The organism is Rhizobium jaguaris (genome assembly GCF_003627755.1).
Lineage (GTDB): Bacteria > Pseudomonadota > Alphaproteobacteria > Rhizobiales > Rhizobiaceae > Rhizobium > Rhizobium jaguaris.
Window position 1 is genome coordinate 788,254 of the sequence record NZ_CP032695.1, and the last position, 17,405, is coordinate 805,658.

Here is a 17,405-nt window from a genome sequence, read left to right on the forward strand (position 1 = left end):
GTGGTCCGAAGCCATCCGCTTGGACAACGAATTCCTGTTCGGCGTGGCGTCGAACAGCAGAATGGATCCCAGTGCCCGCAAAGGGAAATCACCTCTCGCCATCAAGTCGATAGCTTGTTGTAATTGGGATGGCGTTAGCGCGCACGATCGCCGCAGGCGTAGTTCAGGACATCAGGGACTTGATGAAAGCACGCACCGCGGGCCTTGCCGCCTCGCCGGCGGGGGACGCTCTGAAGATCGATTTCACCGGTGTCTTGATCGGCTAATTCCCACGCCAGGGAGCCCTCTGAAATCGATACCGCTGAAGCCGCCGTAACAAGGATGGACGAGGACCGGTGCTGCCGCATTCCCCACCGTTATGGAATCGATACGAGCCAATTATTGGAAAACTTCGTCTCCCACTGCGACAACTGAAATGGTCAACGAACGCTACCGGTTCGCAAACACAGGAAGCAACGCCATGAGAATCATCAGTGCCTTGGGTGTCGTCCTTGCAGGGTTGTCCGTGATCGGCGCAGTCACTGCCTACGGCCAAGCCAAGACACATTCGCAGTACGACGGTGCTGCCGCGGCCGTTGTCGACGACAACGGAAATCTGCAGGTGCCTTCCGACTATCGGACCGCTTATCAGGTGCTGGGCAGTTGGGCAGTCGCGAAAGATGATGGTCCAGGGTCAAAACAGTTGCACGTGGTCTATGCATCGCCCGGAACCGTCGCCGCATATCAAAAGGACGGTCGCTTTCCCGACGGCGCCGTTCTCGTAAAGGAAGTCTTCAATGCGACGACCAACGAGATGACAACCGGAACCGTAAGCAGTGCCGGCACGCTCGCCGGCTGGTTCGTCATGGTAAAAGACGGCGCCGGCCGATTTCCAGGAAACAAGCTTTGGGGCGACGGCTGGGGTTGGTCCTGGTTCGACGCAACGAATCCGAAGAAGACCACATCCACCGACTACACGGCGGACTGTCAGGCCTGTCACGAGCCGGCCCGACAGTCGGACTGGATCTACAGGCAAGGCTATCCGATTTTCAATCGATAACCGGGTCGCCGCATGGACGGGCGGTTCTCCCTCGACTTTCGGAAGCTCCCCATGACCGCTGACATGAGATGTCGAACGGGATTTCCGTTTCTGCGACATTTCCACCAAAGAAACACACGATCAAGGAGACAATTCCCATGAAAACAATCGGGATAACGCCTGCGGGCGAGAAGGGAAAAGAGATTGGCGCGGCTCGCTTGAAAGGACTGTCCGTGATCAGTATCGATGAATATCGCAAGTGTCCGGTATTCGACGCCGCGGCGACGAATAGGAGCGCGCGGCGCTCCTACAAACGCGAAGGACCGGTTGGCGCTACGATTGGCTTCGTCAAGCCGTTGAGGTGGTTCGCATGAACATCCTTCATATTGATTGCAGCCCGCGTCCTCAATCGCACAGCCGCGAGCTTTCGGCGGCGATTGTCAAAAAGCTCCTCGAGGTCGCGCCCGGCGCTCACATCAACCGGCGCGACCTTGGCGCTTCCCCCCTGCCGCACGCCACATCCGATTACGCGACCACGCTGTCGTCTCCGGCCACGTTGGCGGCACCGCTGAAAGGCGCTCTGGATCTCGCCGAAGCGCTCATTCATGAAGTCGAGGCGGCCGACGCGGTCGTCATCGGGACGCCCATGCACAACTTGACCGTTCCCTCGGTCCTCAAGGCGTGGATCGACCAAATCGTGCGCGCCGGTCGCACCTTCAGGTCGACGCCGACCGGGAAGGTGGGAATGCTGCCGGATCGTCCGGTCTTTATTGGCATTGCTTCCGGTGGCGTCTTTAGCGGCGAGCGAGCCAACCAGCCCGATTTTCTCACGCCGTATCTGGCGGCCTTACTGGGCAGCATTGGCCTGAAAACCCAGCAATTCTTCTCCGTGCAGGCCACCGCGTTTCTCGACCGGGACCAAGCCGCATTAGCGAGGGAGAAAACGCTGGCAGCGATCGACCTGACGGTCGTGGGAAAGGTTCCATGTCCGGCCGAATGACGGGCGTTGCCGCATCCGAGACGAACGAACCGAGGAGACAATTATCATGAAGGCAATCGTAGTAACGGATCAGGCTGCGGGAACGGCCGGCATGAAGCTGACGGAGCGGCCCCAGCCGCAGGCAGCGATAAACGACGTCGTCGTTCAGGTTCATGCGTCGGGATTCACCTGGGATGAGCTGACGTGGCCGCCGACCTGGACTGACCGCCTCAATCGTGACCGAGCACCGTCGATCCCTGGGCACGAACTGGCCGGGGTGGTCACGGCCCTCGGTTATGGTACGACGGGGCTGTCGGTCGGACAACGGGTATTCGGCCTCACGGATTGGTATCGCGACGGAAGCTTGGCGGAGTATGTGGCGGTCGAGGCACGCAATCTCGCGCCGCTGCCGGGCGACGTCGACTTCACCGTGGGCGCCAGCCCGCCGATGCCGGGCCTGACCGCGTGGCAGGGACTATTCGAACATGGCCACCTACGGGCGGGGCAGAGCGTAATCGCGCACGGCGCGGCCGGTGTGGTCGGTTCAATGGTTACCCAGCTCGCACGACAGGCCGGCGCATACGTCATCGGCACCGGACGTGCCGCCGACCGTCAGGCGGTGCTTGATTTCGGCGCTCAGGAGTTCGTCGACCTCGAGAACGACGCCCTGAAAGACGTCGGCTCGGTCGATCTGGTTTTCGACGTCTTCGGCGGCGACATTGCGAAGAGATCGGCAGGCCTGATTCGGCCCGGAGGAACACTGGTGACCATCGCCGGGCCGACCGAGCGCGGCCCGGCGATGGTCTGACGATCGACTTCGTTGTCGAGTCCATTGCGCCCAACTGGGTGAGATCGTTCAGCGGGTGCGGGACAGACGCTTGCGGACGAACATCGTACCGTCTCGACCCTCGAGGAAGCCGTCGCCGCCTTAAATCCGACGAGCGACGCAAGGGGAAGACAATCATTCGGGTTCGTCCGTAGGGATGCGCGCCCATGGGCGCATGCAGTCGGCCGGCGCTGTCCGGATCGGCCGGCTGCGTCCCTCTTAGCATTAGTCCTAGCTACCGAGAGCGTCCATGGCTTTTCACGTTAAAGATCAACGGCACACCCATGAGGTCGACGTCGACGGCGACATCCAGCTTTTGTGGGTGCTGCGCGACATACTCGCATGACCGGGACCAAGTTCGGCTGCGGCCAGGGCTGGCGGGCGCCTGCACCGTCCATCTCGACGGTCAGCCGGTCCGCTCGTGTCAGACGCCAGTCGACAGCGTCGGCAACAGCGCGGTCACCACGATCGAAGCAATCGGCGAGTCACCACAGGGCGCGACCTTACAGAAGGCGTGGGTGGAGCTCGAGGTAGTGCAATGCGGCTATTGCCAGTCCGCCAGATCATGTCGGCGGCAGCGCTACTGAGAGACACGCCGAAGCCGACCGATGACGACATCGATGCCGCCAGTCGGGCAATGTCTGCCGATGCGGCACCTATCACGCATCATCCGCGCCGCGATCAAACACGCTGCGGGGGCTTGAAATCATGGATGAGCTTGTCCCAAAGAACAGATTGCCGATGGAACGCACGATGTCGCGCCGCTCTTTCTTCAAGGCACAGGTTTGCTGCTTGGTTTTGCACTGACCGGTGCAAGCACAGAGCCCGTCTTCGCGGCGCCAGCTTCACAGGTGGTCGAGAACGAGGTCACGGGTACTTTCGCGCCGAACGGATCTATACGGATCAATCCAACCGGCGCCGTGACCCTGGTCATGCCGATGGTCGAGATGGGGCAGGGAGTTTACACGTCGCTCTCGATGCTTCTCGCTGAAGAACTCGAAGTGAAGCTTGACCAGATTCAAGTTCAGCACGCGCCGCCAAATCATGCGCTTTACGTCAATTCGATCATTGGCATTCAAAATACAGGTGGTTCCGCCTCTGTCCGCGCCTTCTGGATACCGCTGCGTCAGGCAGGCGCAGTGGGTCGAAATCTGCTGATTGCGGCAGCCGCAAGGAGCTGGAATGTCGATCCGGCGACTTGCCGCGCCATGGACGGCGTCGTGTTCGACGCGTTAGGCTCGAAGCATCTGAGCTACGGCGAACTCGCGGAGGCGGCGGCGATGATGCCTGTGCCGCCTGCGGCAACCGTCAAATTGAAGGATCCGAAGGATTTCACGCTGATCGGCACGCGTGCCAAGCGCGTGGATTCATCGATAAAGGTCGACGGGCGCGCACTCTATGGCATCGATACGCGACTGCCCGCATGAAGGTTGCGTCCGTTGCTATTTCACCTGTGCTCGGCGGCAGAGTGAAGACGGTGCACGAGAAGGCGGCGTTGGCGGTTAAGGGCGTCCGGCAGGTGGTCAATATCGATGAAGCAGTTGCCATAGTGGCCGATCACACGGGTGCCGCAAAGAAGGGGCTCGAGGCCGCCGCCGTCACGTGGGATGACGGGCCGAACGGCATGGTCAGCAATTCCGATATCATCAAGCAATTGGAGGAGGAATCCAAAAAGCCTGGCGCGATCGCGCGTAGCGACGGCGATGCAGAGAGGGCTCTTGCTGAGTCGGCGCAGCGGGTTGACGCTATCTATCAGGTGCCTTTCCTGGCCCATGCGGCGATGGAGCCGATGAATTGCACCGTTCATCTGCAGAAGGATTGTTGTGACATCTGGGTCGGGACCCAGGCGCCGACGATCACGCAGTCCCAGGTGGCCGACCTCACCAGCCTGCCAAAGGATGCGATCAAAATTCACAATCATCTGATTGGCGGTGGCTTCGGCCGAAGGCTGGAGCCGGATGGGACGATCCTCGCCGTCAAGATAGCAAAGCACGTCGATGGTCCGGTGAAGGTGATCTGGAGCCGCGAGGAGGACATCCAGCACGATATGTATCGGCCGTACTATCTCGATCGGCTGTCGGCCGGACTTGATGTGACCGGCAAGCCGGTTGCGTGGACGCATCGGATCGCCGGCTCCTCCGTCATGGCTCGCTATTATCCCCCTTACGTCAAGGACGGATTGGACCCTGATGCGGTGGAAGCGGCGGCCAAGCCGCCCTATGAATTGCCCAATATCCACGTCGACTTTGTCCAGGTCGAGCCCCCTGGTGTCCGGACATCCTGGTGGCGCGGCGTCGGACCGACGCACAATGTTTTCGTGGTCGAAAGCTTCATGGATGAGCTTGCGCGCGCCGCGAACCAGGATCCCGTCGCTTATCGCAAGGGATTGCTCGGTCACAATCCGCGAGCGCTTGCCGTTCTGTCCCTTGCCGCGGAAAAAGCAGGGTGGGGATCACCACTCCCTGCACGGCATGGCCGCGGGATTTCGGTACAATTCGCATACGGAAGCTACGCCTCGCAGGTCGCCGAGGTCGAAGTGGGGACCGATGGCTCAGTCAAAATCAAGCGTATCGTCTGCGCGATCGACTGCGGCCTGTACGTCAATCCCGACACGATCGAGGCACAGGTTCAAGGTGGAACGCTTTTCGGACTGACCGCGGTGCTCCATGGCTCGATCACCTTCAAGGATGGACGGGTCGAGCAGAGCAATTTCGACAACTATCTGCCGATGCGTATCGATGAGGTGCCGGTGGTGGAGACGTACTTGATTAAGAACGCGGAGGCTCCGGGTGGCATTGGCGAAGCTTCAACAGCTACTGTGAGTGCCGCGGTGACCAATGCGATCTTCGCGGCGACAAACAAGCGTGTGCGCAGTCTGCCGATCGATACAAATTCGCTGAAGTCGTCGTCTTAATCGCCGCGGATCATCCAATTTTTGAAATACCAACAAAAGATCGGATCTTGCCGTCTATTTGGGGCATTTTGTAGCCGAAACCCTCGCGCCTAACTTGTGGTGATTCTCACTCACAATGCTTTCGACCGTGCGTCAACCATAGTCAGCGAGGCTCGCCGACCGAGTATATTTTTCTGAAAATAAAAGTAGCCGCTGTGTCAGGCATAAACTTAGGTCTAGGCAAGCGAGCCTTATCGGTCAGTCCACTACCGGCGCGCACGATAGCTCGGCGTAACCCAAAGCATTACTCTCCGCTGCATGAGATCTTTATGGGAGAATGCTCTCCCAAGGCACGCGAGAGTTGTTATGCACGGATTGAGATTGACTATGGCTTCCAAATGCTGGTCCGCATCGGCGGGTTCTCCACAATCCAGCCGTGGCTGTTCGAACGATACTGTTGCAGCGGTTTCGGCGACTGGCGGCTGGTCGGACTGGAGCACTGTCGATCCGTCGACGCATCTGATCGGGCGATACGTGAGCGAAGATGCCACGGCAGGGATTAGGGATCAAGCGCTCGAGGAAGCGGCGCGGATTGCAGATCAGGTTGCGGCTGGCAGGGACGACATGTTGCAGGGACTGGCGGCCCTCGGCGCATTGATTGCCGAGGGAATCCGGTCACTGAAGGAGTGTGAACAGAGTACGCGTTCCCCACCGGCTACCAGCCAGCGCGAAGCCGTCGACCTCAAATCATGACGCAATGCGCGGCAATTGTTGCCAATCTGGCGGCCCCGCCGTTCCTGGGCCGCAAGTCGCCGGGAATCACATAATGGATGAGCTGCGCCGGCAGCCGCGTCATTGCGTCGATCGTCTAGCCGGCGGTCGTCAAAGGAACCTTTGAATGACGGGTCGTTTCGGCAACTGCCGGCTGGTCGGCGGTGTTTTGAAGGAGAGCTTTGATGGCGATTGAGACCAAAAGCACGCCAGGCACTCAGGGCGACGATCGAGCGGGTTACGATCTCTCGCTCTTTTATCGTCTCATGATGATGTTAGCCGCCTTCTGGAGTTCGAGTCGCCGCCTGAAACTCATCTGCCTCGCCGTCAGCCTCTTGACGATAATTTTCGTCACGGCGTACGTTCAAGTACTGCTCAATGATTGGAACGCTCCTTTCTACGACTCCCTGGCCCGCCGCGAGCTGACGGACTTCTTCCGTCAGCTCGGGGTTTTCGGGATGATCGCCGGAGCGCTACTGATCCTCAATGTCGTGCAGGCCTGGCTCAACCAGATGACCGCGCTCCTCATGCGCGAGGGCCTGGCGCGCGATCTCGTGGACCAGTGGCTGAAGGGCAAGCGCGCGCTAAAGCTTTCCGCGTGGGGCGTGATTGGCGTCAATCCCGACCAGCGGCTGCACGAAGATGCGCGAAACCTTGCCGAAAGTACGACAAATCTGGCGATAGGGCTGGTACAATCTACGATCCTTCTTTTCAGCTTTGTCGGTGTACTGTGGGAACTGTCGGCGGGCTTCGTGTTCCGATTCTATGGCAGCGCCTTTTCGATTCCTGGCTACATGGTCTGGGCCGCGATCCTCTATGCCGCCTCTGCCTCGGTTCTCAGCCAACTCGTCGGACGCAGGCTGGTACGGCTCAATGCCGACCGCTATTCCCAAGAAGCCGAGCTTCGCTTCGCACTGATGCATGCAAGCGAGAACATGCCGGCGATCACGATTGCCGGCGGCGAGGAGAACGAACGCCGGCGCATCCACACCGACATAACGGCAGTCCTTGCCGTCCTTCGCGAGCTGGCGGTCGCCAACACCAATCTTACCTGGGTATCTGCAAGCTACGGCTGGACGGTGCTCGTCGTACCGATCCTCGTGGCAGCACCCGCCTATTTCACCGACAATCTCTCCTTCGGTCAGCTCATGATGGTGGTCGGCGCGTTCAACCAGGTCAACACCGCGCTGCACTGGTATGTCGCCAATTTCGGGCCGATCGCCGAATGGCGCGCAACGTTGATGCGCGTCACCGATTTCCGCCAGGCGCTCCTTGATATGGACAGCGACAAGTCCATGCCGAACACGATCGTTCTAAAGCATGCATCACGCGATGCCCTGACGCTGAAGGAGATCAAAATCTTCACCCGGACGACCGACGGCATCGTCGAAAACGGCTTCGGGATCGGCGAGGGTACGGTCAAGATCTCTGCCGGCGAGCGGATCATGATCAACGGCGACCACAGAGTGAACCGCAAGCTTCTGTTCCAGGCCCTCGCGGGTCTGTGGCGCTGCGGCAAAGGCCAGATCGACCTTCCGCCGCCGGAGGAAATGGTGTTCATCCCGCAAGCCGCCTACGTGCCGGGCGGCACGCTCCGCGAAGCACTGGCTTTCCCCGAGGATCGCAGCGCCTATGCTGATGATACTCTTCAAGCTGCGATGGTGAAAGTAGGTCTCGGCCGCCTGAATGGCAAGCTCGGCACTCGCGCCCGCTGGGACCGCCTGCTCGATGCGGATGAGCAGAAGGCAGTCGCCTTCGCACATGCGCTGCTCGCCCGGCCGAGGTGGCTGATACTAGACGAAACGCTGGAAGGGCTGGAACCAGGTGTCCAGCAGCGTCTGGTAGAAGTGCTGGCCTGCCTGCAAGACACGACGATGATCTATATCGGCGGGTCCCAAGCCTATCTCGCCGCCCTATCGCCACGGGTCCTGCATCTGCAGGCACTGGTGCCGGCAATGGGAACCGGGTCGTGCGGACGGCCACCGGTACGCCGCGCTCCGGCCGCCGTGCCGCTGCGGGCCAGTTTCGCGAAACTGCCGGCGCAGGCCGCAACCAGCTAGGCTCATGCCGCATATCCGCGCGGATTGCAGATGATCCTGGTCCGCTCGGCGACCGGAGGCATTGCCTCGGTATTTTCGGAACGGATGCCTGATTGGTTACTCCCTGGGCCAATCGTCTTAGATTAATACGGTTGCTAGACAGCCAGGACGGACATTGGCAAGGCTGTTGCCCAAGAGTCGAAGAATGGGTGCGTCGAGTTTTATGGTCTTGTCGCTGAAGAAAGTAAGCAAACATTTCGATACGGCCGAGGGCAGGCTCGATATCCTTGTTGACGTCGATCTCGATCTGGCTGCGGGTGAAAGTCTCGCTCTGACCGGTGAGTCCGGAAGCGGAAAAAGCACTCTGCTTCATCTGGCTGCGGGTTTGGATAAACCTGACAGCGGCAGTGTCGATGTTGCGGGACACGTCTTGTCCGATCTGGACGATAAGGGGAGGGCTGCTGTTAGGCGCGGTATCGTTGGGATCGTCTTCCAACAGTTTAATTTGATCCCATCGCTGGACGTCGCTGCCAACTTGGCCTTCCACGCACGCCTGGCAGGTCGCACCGACGCGTCCTGGGAAAGCCGACTGGCGGACAGGCTTGGCCTTACGGGGCTGATGAAGCGATATCCCGAGCAGCTCTCCGGCGGACAACAGCAGCGTGTCGCCATCGGGCGAACCCTTGCCATGCGTCCGTCTCTTATTCTGGCGGACGAGCCAACGGGAAACCTTGACGAGGCGAACGGCGACGCCGTGATGAGCCTGATGCTGGAGCTCATTGCAGAAACAAATTCCGCGCTACTGCTGGTGACCCATTCGATGAGGCTGGCAGCTCGGCTCGGTAGACAGCTCACACTAACGAGCGGGCGGTTTGCATCGTGATCGGGGCAATTTTCCGCGCGCTTCTATCCCATTGGTGGCGCAGACCGATGCAGCTTGCAATGCTGCTTCTCGGGCTATGCCTGGCCACGGCACTGTGGTCGGGAGTTCAGGCAATCAATTCCGAGGCAAGGGCGAGCTACGACAGAGCCGCGGCTATCCTCGGCCAAGACAGATTTGACCAGCTGGTGCCGGTCAGCGGGGAGACGGTCGAACAGGATGTCTTCGTTCGTCTTAGCCGTGCTGGCTGGAACGTTTCTCCGGTTTTAGAGGGCGATTGGAGGCTTGGTAATCACCACATCCATCTTGTCGGCATCGAGCCAGTAAGCCTGCCCCAAGGCGCGTCCGCTGGTTCACTGGGCAGTACCTCCGAGCTGGCCGCTTTCATCACACCGCCCGGCATCGTTATGTCTCTCCGGAAACCGCCCACGAGTTGAGAGGGTTTCCAACTCCCAAGCTAGTGATCAGTAAAAACCTGCTCCCTGAGACGGCCGTTGCCGACATAGGCATCGCTCAAGAACTCCTCGCTAAGCCATTGCGGATTTCGCGGCTCATCGTCGCGCCGGATCAACCGATTGGGAGGCAGGAACTTTCCGTCGTTGCGCCAGACCTTGTTCTCAAAAAGCCGGGCGGACAGGCGGACATCAGTCGCCTGACGGACAGCTTCCACCTGAACCTCACAGCATTCAGCTTCCTTGCCTTCGCCGTCGGTCTCTTCATCGTCTACGCCACGATCGGGTTGGCCTTCGAGCAACGGCGGCAAACGTTCAGGACACTGCGATCCCTTGGCGTTCCCGCGACCACACTGGTGGGCCTCCTAGCTGTCGAGCTGTTGGTCTTCGCGACGATTTCGGGAGTTGTCGGCGTTGGGCTGGGATACCTCTTGGCATCATTCCTGCTGCCCGGCGTCGCTGCCACTCTTCGAAGTCTTTATGGAGCGAGCGTCGAGGGGAGCGTGGCATTCCGAAGCGGTTGGGTCTTGAGCGGAATGGTGATCGCCGTATTGGGAACTGCTTTGTCAGCAGCGCAGAGCCTTTGGCAGATATCGCGCATGCCACTTCTTGCTCCGGCACAGCCCAGGGCTTGGGCACTCGCGTCGGAAAAGCTGATCATCGGACAATCGGTGATTTCGATATTTCTGCTTGTTGCCTCGCTCGGCTTGGCGCGATGGGGTTCTGGGTTGATCGTCGGCTTCGGCGTGCTGGCCTGTTTGCTATTGGGAGCCGCTCTGCTGTTACCGGGCCTTTTAACCCTTTTCCTTTCTTTGATGTCCCGTTTATCCGCAAAACCATTGGCCGTGTGGTTCTGGGCCGACACCCGGCAACAAGTTCCGGGCTTGGCATTGGCACTGATGGCGCTGCTGATCGCCCTATCGGCGAACGTCGGTGTCGGCACCATGGTTGCAAGTTTCAGGACCACCTTCACCGGTTGGTTGGACCAGAGGCTGGCTTCGGAGCTCTATCTGACCGCAAGAACGGACGAAGAGGGAGACAAACTTGCGACGTGGCTGCGCTCCCGCGTCGAAGTGGTTTTGCCAGTCTGGAACACCGACGGAAACCTGGATGGCGCACCCGGGCAGGTGTTCGGTGTGGTGGACGACAAAACCTACCGCGACAACTGGCCCTTGCTCGAAAGCCGCCCCGGTGCCTGGGACGAGATAGCAAGCGGAAAAGCCGCGTTGGTCAACGAGCAGCTCTATCGGCGCGGTCATCACCGACTTGGCGATGTGCTCTCACTGCCCGGCGGTTGGCAGCTTCCCATCGGAGGCGTTTATTCCGATTACGGCAATCCGACCGGGCAGGCCATTGTCGGGATCGAGGCGTTGACGCGACATTACCCTGACGTCCCGCGTTTAAGGTTTGGCGTGCGGGTGCCTCGTGACAGGATCGAACGGCTGAAACAAGATCTGATCGGGCAGTTTGGCCTTCCGGCCCAAAACGTCGTTGATCAAGCCAGTCTGAAGAAGCGATCTATCGAGATTTTCGAGCAAACGTTCTCGGTCACCGCCGCATTAAACGTCCTGACATTAGGAGTTGCGGGCGTTGCATTATTTGCGAGTATGTCGACGCTTGCGGGCATGCGACTGCCACAGCTTGCACCGGTCTGGGCGATGGGGCTGACGAGGAGGCGACTGGTCGCACTTGAGTTATGGCGGACTTTATTGCTGGCGCTCGTAACCCTGGTTTTGGCGATTCCAGTGGGTATCGCTCTTGCGTGGGTTTTGCTGACGGTCGTCAATGTCGAGGCCTTCGGTTGGCGGTTGCCCTTGCGGCTATTTCCTAGCGATTGGATACGCCTAGCCGGACTTGCCGTCGTAGCCGCTCTTGTCTCCGCGGCCGTCCCCCTGCGGAGATTGTCGAAGGTCACACCTTCGACGCTGCTGAAGGTGTTTGCCAATGAACGTTAGCATCTGCTCGATCCTCGCTCTTGGTCTTCTGGTCGGTTCGGCCGCAGGTGGCCATACGCAGGGCTTCGCAGGCCTCGGATCGACGGCACAGGGCTTTGCGGTCCCGAAGCCGGGAATGCATTTCCATTTCCCCGCCGACCATGCTCCGCATCCGGATTTCAGGATCGAATGGTGGTATGTGACTGCCAATCTAAAGGGTACCGATGGCCTCGACTATGGTGCACAGTGGACGCTGTTCCGCTCCGCGGCTGCTCCCGGTGAAAAAGCGGGATGGTCCAGCCCTCAAGTGTGGATGGGAAATGCGGCCGTAACCACCCCCGACAGGCAGTTTTCGGCAGAACGCACCGCGCGCGGCGGCATAGGGCAAGCGGGCGTCACCATAACGCCGTTCGATGCCTGGATCGATGAATGGGCGCTCAAGGCGACAAGCGTTGCTGTCGGCAGCGACGAGCTTTCCAAGCTGACGATGTCGGCGACGGGAACCGATTTCGGATATCAGCTTAACCTTGAGGCCAAGGGTCCGGTGGTGCCGCAAGGCGACAACGGGTATTCGGTCAAATCCGCAGAGGGCCAGGCGAGCTACTATTACTCCCAACCGTTTTACTCGATTTCGGGAACGCTTCGACTGGCTGGCAAAAGTGTCGAAGTCACCGGTAAGGCTTGGCTTGACCGTGAGTGGTCCAGCCAGCCGTTGGCGGTCGATCAGAAAGGATGGGACTGGTTTTCGCTGCATTTCGATGACGGCTCGAAAATGATGGGGTTTCGACTTCGGGATACCTCTGGAGGGGGCTTCACGTCCGGGACATGGATTTCGCCTGACGGCAAGCCAACGGATATCGCTTCGAACGAACTCAAGGTTACGCCTCTCAAGAACGCTTTGGCGGCGGGCAGAGACGTTCCAGTGGAATGGCGGCTGGAGCTTCCGGAGAAAAACCTGGATTTCACCGTTTCGGCGTTGAACAACGATTCCTGGGTTAGAAGTCAGTTTCCGTATTGGGAAGGGCCGATCAGGATTTCCGGAAATCGCTCAGGCGTTGGGTATTTGGAGATGACCGGATATTAAGACCGTAACTGGAAGTCCCTGCGTCGGAGAAATGTCACGGCCGGTTCTGCCGTTCTACTGCACCGATCTATCTATTGATGGCTTCTTGAAGTGCCGCAATCTTCGCAAGTATGTCGCCGAACGAAGGTGGGGTCTCGTCGAACATCATCGGTGCCATCGTCCGATAATCCGCGCGCAAGTCCTTGATCCGCCCTTCGTTCGGCATCAGCCGCAGGCTGCCCGGCTTGGCGGTGTCATAGCTCGCCCAACCGGAGCGAAAAAACGTCGTCTTGTGCTTGGCGACCTGAGCTAGCAGATCGACATCCGTCGCTGCAGCTTTGCCTTCGTCAGTGTCGAGCAGCATCGCGAGATCGTAATAGTGCCGCGAGAAATATTGCGGCGTCGGTGACTCGGCCGGACGATGTGCTTCCGCATGAAGGGCGGTCGCCTTCTCCCAGAAGGTGCGCCGCGCTGACAGGACCGTCACGCTGGCGTCAGGAGCCTCGAAGAAGTCGGAATAGTCGTCAGCTGCATAGGGGCGGATGACCTTCTCCTCGGTTGGCCAGGGATCGCCGCGCGCGCCGAGTTCGAACTTCACGCGCGGCGTGATGTAAGCCATGCCTTCATATTCGGCTGCGGGCAGCGCCGTGGGATAATGGAAGTTGACTGTCTGGGCGTCGGTGGCGTCGATCTCGAGCGACCATTCGCCGTTGGTCGGCTCTCCAAGCTGCTCGACGATCGCAGCACGGAGCGCCGGAAGAAGCTTCTCGGCGATGTGGCGCTCAACGTCGTCGACCAGGTCGTCAATAAGCCGTGCGGCCTGCTTCCTGCTTATCCCCTCCTTCTCGGGATCGCGATCGCCGGTATATCCGAGTTCGGCGCGGTCGAACGAAAGGTCGATGTCCTCGGAGAAGCGTCGGATGGCGCCGAATGCTTTGGAGAGCGACGTGCCGCCTTTGAAGACGAGGCTCGCCGTGGTCCCTTTCGGCAGATCGAAAAGACGCTTCAGGCTCCAGCAGACCCAGAAGTCCTTTTCGATGATCGTGTCGGCGACACCCCGGCCGGCGCCCGTCTCTCCGAACAGGGCGGCGCGATCGTCGATGGGGAGACGGGCAACCTTATCCATCGATATCGGCTACCGCTGCGTTGGCGATCGAGACGAGCGTCGGCCGCATCCAGGCCGGCGCCTGAACGGCGGTCGAGGCCAAGGTCTTCTTGTCGTTGGCCGAAAGCCGACGAGCGGCCACCTGCGCAACGTCGGCCGCGCGCACGGGGCCGACGTGACGGAGAGCCTGCACGACCGTACCGACTGCACTTCCGGGGGCGATCAGGTGCTTAGGCGAGGCGTGGCGAAGATCGACGACGCGCTTTCCCAACACGACGCGCCGCGACGGACCATCGGTCAGATAAGTGCTCCTTGCCGGCACCTGAGTTGTGAGGCCGAGGGCGTTTGCGGCGCGAGCGCCTGAGATCTGCACCTGCGACCCGGTCTCACGTGCCAATGCCTGCGCGACATCGTCTGGCGTCGGCGAAAGCAGGCCGAGCTTCGGATGAGCCTTGGGGAAGTCGTAAAGGCCGCGGGCAAGGCGGCGCAGCTTGCCGTTCTTGACCAGTCTGGAAAGCGCCTGATCGACGGCCGCTCGGGCCGCCATGTCCAAGAAATCGCTGGGCGTGAAAACGCCGCCGCGCCCGATAGCGCGGGCGCGCTTCATGATCCGATCGGGAACCGATGTGACGTTCGCTTTCATGTGTCAGAAAATAAGGCATCTTTTTCTGACATTCAAGGGGGTGGTCGGGTGTGGAAAGCGTGCCGCAATCCAAGGTCTCGTCCCGTGCAATCATGACGCTCACCACTTCACGCGTGAAGTCGAGCCCCGAAGCATTTCGAAAGCGATCCTCGTCGCCATTCGTTCCTGACCGATATACGCTCCGATCACCACGTTATAGTGATAATCAAGAAGGATCAGCGGCAGGACAGGGCCGCCGTTTGGCGGATGTTCTCAACGAGGTCCAGGCAGGCGCGATGCTTCGCTCGGGCGCTTCGAGCCGACGAGAGCGCCAGCCAGCATGAATCGCATGTCCAAGAGAGCGGCGCCGAAATCGTCGCTTGCGGCTTTGAGGTAGGAAAGCTCCGATTCCGCGGCAGTGATGAGGTCACCCGCGAGCACCGCTGCAACGTACAGTTGTCCACAAGCTTTCGCCGTTTCAAACGTGGGTATGTGGCCGTCGAGGACGCGCTTGCCTAAACCGAGAGCGCGCGTCCAATCGCCGATATGTTCTCCGATCGTGTGCGTCGACAGGTGGAGGAATGGGCCGAGGTCGCTGGGTGCGATTGTCTTTTCCGCCGCGGCTTCGAGATCGCGTGCGACGCGCTCGCCGTCTTTGTCATGATATTCCCAGCTGTCACTGATCAGCTTTTCTAGTGAACCTGCCCCAACATTAGGGACCATGTAAGCGACTCCATCGAAGTTCGAATTTAGTCCCCGTCACCGCTGTACCGGTATGGACGTCTTCCGCGCGGTGGTTCGATTTTGGCTCTCTCGGGCCTGTTTGTCGAGCCAACAGATGGTCTCTTGCGTGGCAAGACGGTGGTCTTGTGGCAGGGCCGCGAAGATCCGTTCTCGGATCAGAGGCGCAATCGCAAGATCTGGATAGACGCCATATGCCGCGAAGAAAGCTGAGCATCCGCCGAACCTCGACCATTACAGCGGCGCCGGCTGATGTAAGCCGGATGCCCGCGCGGCTGCGCTCGAGCAGTGACAGCCCGAGCTCGTCCTCTAGAGACGATATCTGGCGCGTGAGGTTGGAGCTGTTCATCCCTGGTCGAGCTGCCGCGGCGGCGAAGCTTCCCGTCTCGACAACGGCCTTCAAATAGCGGAATGCCCGCAGCTCCATAGGGGAGCCTGAGTGATGAAGCTCGCCGCAGGCTCCAGATCCGTGTCCAATTGCTCATCAAGCCTGTTCAGGGGCCGGACCGCTGGTGCAGCACCGCTCACTCCGACGGCTGAATTTGGGCACGCCGAGCCGCTCCGGCGTTGAAAATGAGGAAGCTGATGACGGACATGATCCAGACGCCGATCGCGCCGTAGAGCATCACCCAGCCGAAGCCGTTCGCCAGCGCCTGATGCACGATCGGAGGGGTCAGCCCTGGGACGGACACGCTGTCGCCCGCGGCGATCCTCTCGGCGAGCGGACGAAGTTGGGTCGCTTTCAGGTCAGGCAGCGCTTCCTTGAGATGTGCCGCCACACCGGTCGCAAGGATGAAGCCCATGACCGCAATGTTAACGGCAAGCGAGACCATGCGCGCGCTCATGTCGATCCCGGAGGCCATGCCTGCGCGGTCGCTCGATACCGAGCCTGTCGTCGTGTTGGTGACGGGCGTGTTCGCGATCCCGAGACCGATGCCGGCGAGCAAGCATCCGGGCAGCATCGTCAGCCAGCTCGGGTGCGCTGCAGCGCTGCCGAACTTCATCAGGAAGAAGCCGACGCCGATCGTGAACAGTCCGGCGGGAATGACCAGATTGGGCTGATAGCGAAGCGACAGGCGCTCGGCGAACGGCGGCATGATCAAAGTCGGAACCGTATAGGCGAGCAGAGAAAAGCCCGCCGAAACGCTGTCGTAACCCAGGCCGACCTGCATCCAGATCGGCAGATAGATCATGAACGGCCAAAAGCTGGTGTTCATCGCCGACGAACCGACGATCGCGCCCGAAAAAGGGCGGATGCCGAACACTGAGAAGTCGAACATGGGCCGCGGATTGACCTTCTCGGCAATGACAAACCCGATGAAGCCCGCGACGGAGATGCCAAGGATCGCAAGGCCCGTCGTGCTGCCAAAGCCGAGATCCGGGCCCTGTGTGATGTAGAAGGCGAGACAGAAGACAGCCACTGAAAGCGTCAGGATGCCGGCGGTGTCGAGGCGGCTAGCTTGCGGGTCCTTCGACTCATGCACGCCGGTTACCGAAAGCAGGAAGGCGAGGACAGCCAGCGCGACGTGGATGAGGAACACCCACCTCCAGCTCGATACAGCGACGATCCCGCCGCCGATGATCGGCCCGAAGCCCAGGCCGATGCCAAAGATGACGCCCCACCAACCCCAGGCGATCGCTCGCTCCCGACCGCCCTGAAATTCATAGGACAGCACCGCGATCTGGCAGATCAGCAGTGCGCCGCCGCTCATGCCCTGAAGAAACCGCGCGACGATGAGCGTCTGGACATTCGGAGCCAGGCCGCAGATCAGCGATGTGATGCAGAAGGCGGCGATCGCAATCAGAAAGATGCGCTTTCGGCCGTAGCGATCCGCCAACGCGCCGACCGCCATGAGCACGGTCGTGACCGCGATCGTGTAGGCGTTCATCACCCACTGGAGCTGCTTGAAGTCTGCGTGCAGGACCTCTTCCTGGGTCGGCAGGATCGTCGGAATGCTGGAGATTTCTAGCCCAAACATCAGGCACGCGAGGCAGACAGCGGAGAGAATGACGGCGCCCCGGCGAGAAAAAGCATTGGGCATGGTTCGGCCTTTCGACGTGTTGGTCGGCAGCCGACGATCC

General features: G+C 60.2%; 14 protein-coding genes and 3 pseudogenes. 12 read left to right on the forward strand and 5 right to left on the reverse strand.

Annotated features, from left to right (window positions below; genetic code table 11):
* The first annotated feature begins 128 nt into the window (after positions 1–128).
* The 12 genes and pseudogenes from CCGE525_RS38470 (at position 129) to CCGE525_RS25900 (ending at position 12,876) form a co-directional block, all read left to right on the forward strand.
* Complete coding sequence (locus CCGE525_RS38470; protein WP_162950314.1) at positions 129–266, forward strand: hypothetical protein; 138 nt, start codon at positions 129–131, stop codon at positions 264–266.
* 194 nt (positions 267–460) lie between these two features.
* The gene (locus CCGE525_RS25850) at positions 461–1,039 is read left to right on the forward strand and encodes a cytochrome P460 family protein (RefSeq protein WP_120708627.1); all 579 of its coding nucleotides are present in this window, start codon (positions 461–463) and stop codon (positions 1,037–1,039) included.
* A 349-nt stretch (positions 1,040–1,388) separates the two neighbouring features.
* The gene (locus CCGE525_RS25860) at positions 1,389–2,018 is read left to right on the forward strand and encodes an FMN-dependent NADH-azoreductase (RefSeq protein WP_120707177.1); all 630 of its coding nucleotides are present in this window, start codon (positions 1,389–1,391) and stop codon (positions 2,016–2,018) included.
* 46 nt (positions 2,019–2,064) lie between these two features.
* Positions 2,065–2,978: pseudogene (locus CCGE525_RS25865) on the forward strand (NADP-dependent oxidoreductase).
* Positions 2,979–3,107: 129 nt separating this feature from the next.
* Positions 3,108–3,527, forward strand: a pseudogene (locus tag CCGE525_RS25870) ((2Fe-2S)-binding protein).
* 81 nt (positions 3,528–3,608) lie between these two features.
* Positions 3,609–4,250, forward strand: coding sequence for a molybdopterin cofactor-binding domain-containing protein (locus CCGE525_RS39145; RefSeq protein ID WP_245472298.1), 642 nt, complete (start codon positions 3,609–3,611; stop codon positions 4,248–4,250).
* Positions 4,247–5,737 carry a xanthine dehydrogenase family protein molybdopterin-binding subunit gene (locus tag CCGE525_RS25875; RefSeq protein ID WP_245472299.1) on the forward strand — a complete coding sequence of 497 codons (1,491 nt, stop codon included), beginning with the start codon at positions 4,247–4,249 and terminating at the stop codon, positions 5,735–5,737. Before CCGE525_RS39145 ends, CCGE525_RS25875 begins: the two co-directional genes overlap by 4 nt.
* A 366-nt stretch (positions 5,738–6,103) precedes the next feature.
* Complete coding sequence (locus CCGE525_RS25880) at positions 6,104–6,469, forward strand: hypothetical protein (RefSeq protein ID WP_120707178.1); 366 nt, start codon at positions 6,104–6,106, stop codon at positions 6,467–6,469.
* 203 nt (positions 6,470–6,672) lie between these two features.
* Positions 6,673–8,547 (forward strand): ABC transporter ATP-binding protein/permease, encoded by a 1,875-nt coding sequence (locus CCGE525_RS25885; protein WP_120707179.1) that lies wholly within the window; start codon positions 6,673–6,675, stop codon positions 8,545–8,547.
* Between the two features lie 202 nt (positions 8,548–8,749).
* The gene (locus CCGE525_RS25890; RefSeq protein ID WP_120708628.1) at positions 8,750–9,409 is read left to right on the forward strand and encodes an ABC transporter ATP-binding protein; all 660 of its coding nucleotides are present in this window, start codon (positions 8,750–8,752) and stop codon (positions 9,407–9,409) included.
* A gap of 47 nt (positions 9,410–9,456) precedes the next feature.
* A pseudogene (locus tag CCGE525_RS25895) lies at positions 9,457–11,813 on the forward strand (ABC transporter permease).
* A complete protein-coding gene (locus CCGE525_RS25900) occupies positions 11,803–12,876 on the forward strand; it encodes a lipocalin-like domain-containing protein (RefSeq protein ID WP_120707180.1) in 1,074 nt (357 codons plus the stop codon). Before CCGE525_RS25895 ends, CCGE525_RS25900 begins: the two are co-directional and overlap by 11 nt.
* A gap of 67 nt (positions 12,877–12,943) precedes the next feature.
* On the opposite strand, the gene CCGE525_RS25905 is transcribed toward CCGE525_RS25900, so the two are convergent.
* The 5 genes from CCGE525_RS25905 to CCGE525_RS25925 all read right to left on the reverse strand — a co-directional run bounded on the left by CCGE525_RS25905 (position 12,944) and on the right by CCGE525_RS25925 (position 17,365).
* Positions 12,944–13,981, reverse strand: coding sequence for a nucleotidyl transferase AbiEii/AbiGii toxin family protein (locus CCGE525_RS25905; protein ID WP_120707181.1), 1,038 nt, complete (start codon positions 13,979–13,981; stop codon positions 12,944–12,946).
* Entirely contained in the window at positions 13,974–14,567 is a 594-nt protein-coding gene (locus CCGE525_RS25910) for a DUF6088 family protein (protein ID WP_120708629.1), read from the reverse strand. Before CCGE525_RS25910 ends, CCGE525_RS25905 begins: the two co-directional genes overlap by 8 nt.
* Before the next feature lie 288 nt (positions 14,568–14,855).
* On the reverse strand, positions 14,856–15,305 hold the full coding sequence (locus CCGE525_RS25915; protein ID WP_120707182.1) for a hypothetical protein: 450 nt from the start codon (positions 15,303–15,305) through the stop codon (positions 14,856–14,858).
* A complete protein-coding gene (locus CCGE525_RS39905) occupies positions 15,295–15,750 on the reverse strand; it encodes a LysR family transcriptional regulator (RefSeq protein ID WP_120707183.1) in 456 nt (151 codons plus the stop codon). Before CCGE525_RS39905 ends, CCGE525_RS25915 begins: the two co-directional genes overlap by 11 nt.
* A 97-nt stretch (positions 15,751–15,847) precedes the next feature.
* Entirely contained in the window at positions 15,848–17,365 is a 1,518-nt protein-coding gene (locus tag CCGE525_RS25925) for an MFS transporter (RefSeq protein ID WP_120708630.1), read from the reverse strand.
* Positions 17,366–17,405: the final 40 nt, after the last annotated feature.

Excerpts from the sequence above, each read along its gene's own strand:
- CCGE525_RS38470 (WP_162950314.1), top strand. The coding sequence starts at position 129 with ATGGCGTTAGCGCGCACGATCGCCGCAGGCGTAGTTCAGGACATCAGG.
- CCGE525_RS25850 (WP_120708627.1), top strand. The coding sequence starts at position 461 with ATGAGAATCATCAGTGCCTTGGGTGTCGTCCTTGCAGGGTTGTCCGTG.
- CCGE525_RS25860 (WP_120707177.1), top strand. The coding sequence starts at position 1,389 with ATGAACATCCTTCATATTGATTGCAGCCCGCGTCCTCAATCGCACAGC.
- CCGE525_RS25875 (WP_245472299.1), top strand. The coding sequence starts at position 4,247 with ATGAAGGTTGCGTCCGTTGCTATTTCACCTGTGCTCGGCGGCAGAGTG.
- CCGE525_RS25880 (WP_120707178.1), top strand. The coding sequence starts at position 6,104 with ATGGCTTCCAAATGCTGGTCCGCATCGGCGGGTTCTCCACAATCCAGC.
- CCGE525_RS25885 (WP_120707179.1), top strand. The coding sequence starts at position 6,673 with ATGGCGATTGAGACCAAAAGCACGCCAGGCACTCAGGGCGACGATCGA.
- CCGE525_RS25890 (WP_120708628.1), top strand. The coding sequence starts at position 8,750 with ATGGTCTTGTCGCTGAAGAAAGTAAGCAAACATTTCGATACGGCCGAG.
- CCGE525_RS25900 (WP_120707180.1), top strand. The coding sequence starts at position 11,803 with ATGAACGTTAGCATCTGCTCGATCCTCGCTCTTGGTCTTCTGGTCGGT.
- CCGE525_RS25905 (WP_120707181.1), bottom strand. The coding sequence starts at position 13,981 with ATGGATAAGGTTGCCCGTCTCCCCATCGACGATCGCGCCGCCCTGTTC.
- CCGE525_RS25910 (WP_120708629.1), bottom strand. The coding sequence starts at position 14,567 with ATGAAGCGCGCCCGCGCTATCGGGCGCGGCGGCGTTTTCACGCCCAGC.
- CCGE525_RS25915 (WP_120707182.1), bottom strand. The coding sequence starts at position 15,305 with ATGGTCCCTAATGTTGGGGCAGGTTCACTAGAAAAGCTGATCAGTGAC.
- CCGE525_RS39905 (WP_120707183.1), bottom strand. The coding sequence starts at position 15,750 with ATGGAGCTGCGGGCATTCCGCTATTTGAAGGCCGTTGTCGAGACGGGA.
- CCGE525_RS25925 (WP_120708630.1), bottom strand. The coding sequence starts at position 17,365 with ATGCCCAATGCTTTTTCTCGCCGGGGCGCCGTCATTCTCTCCGCTGTC.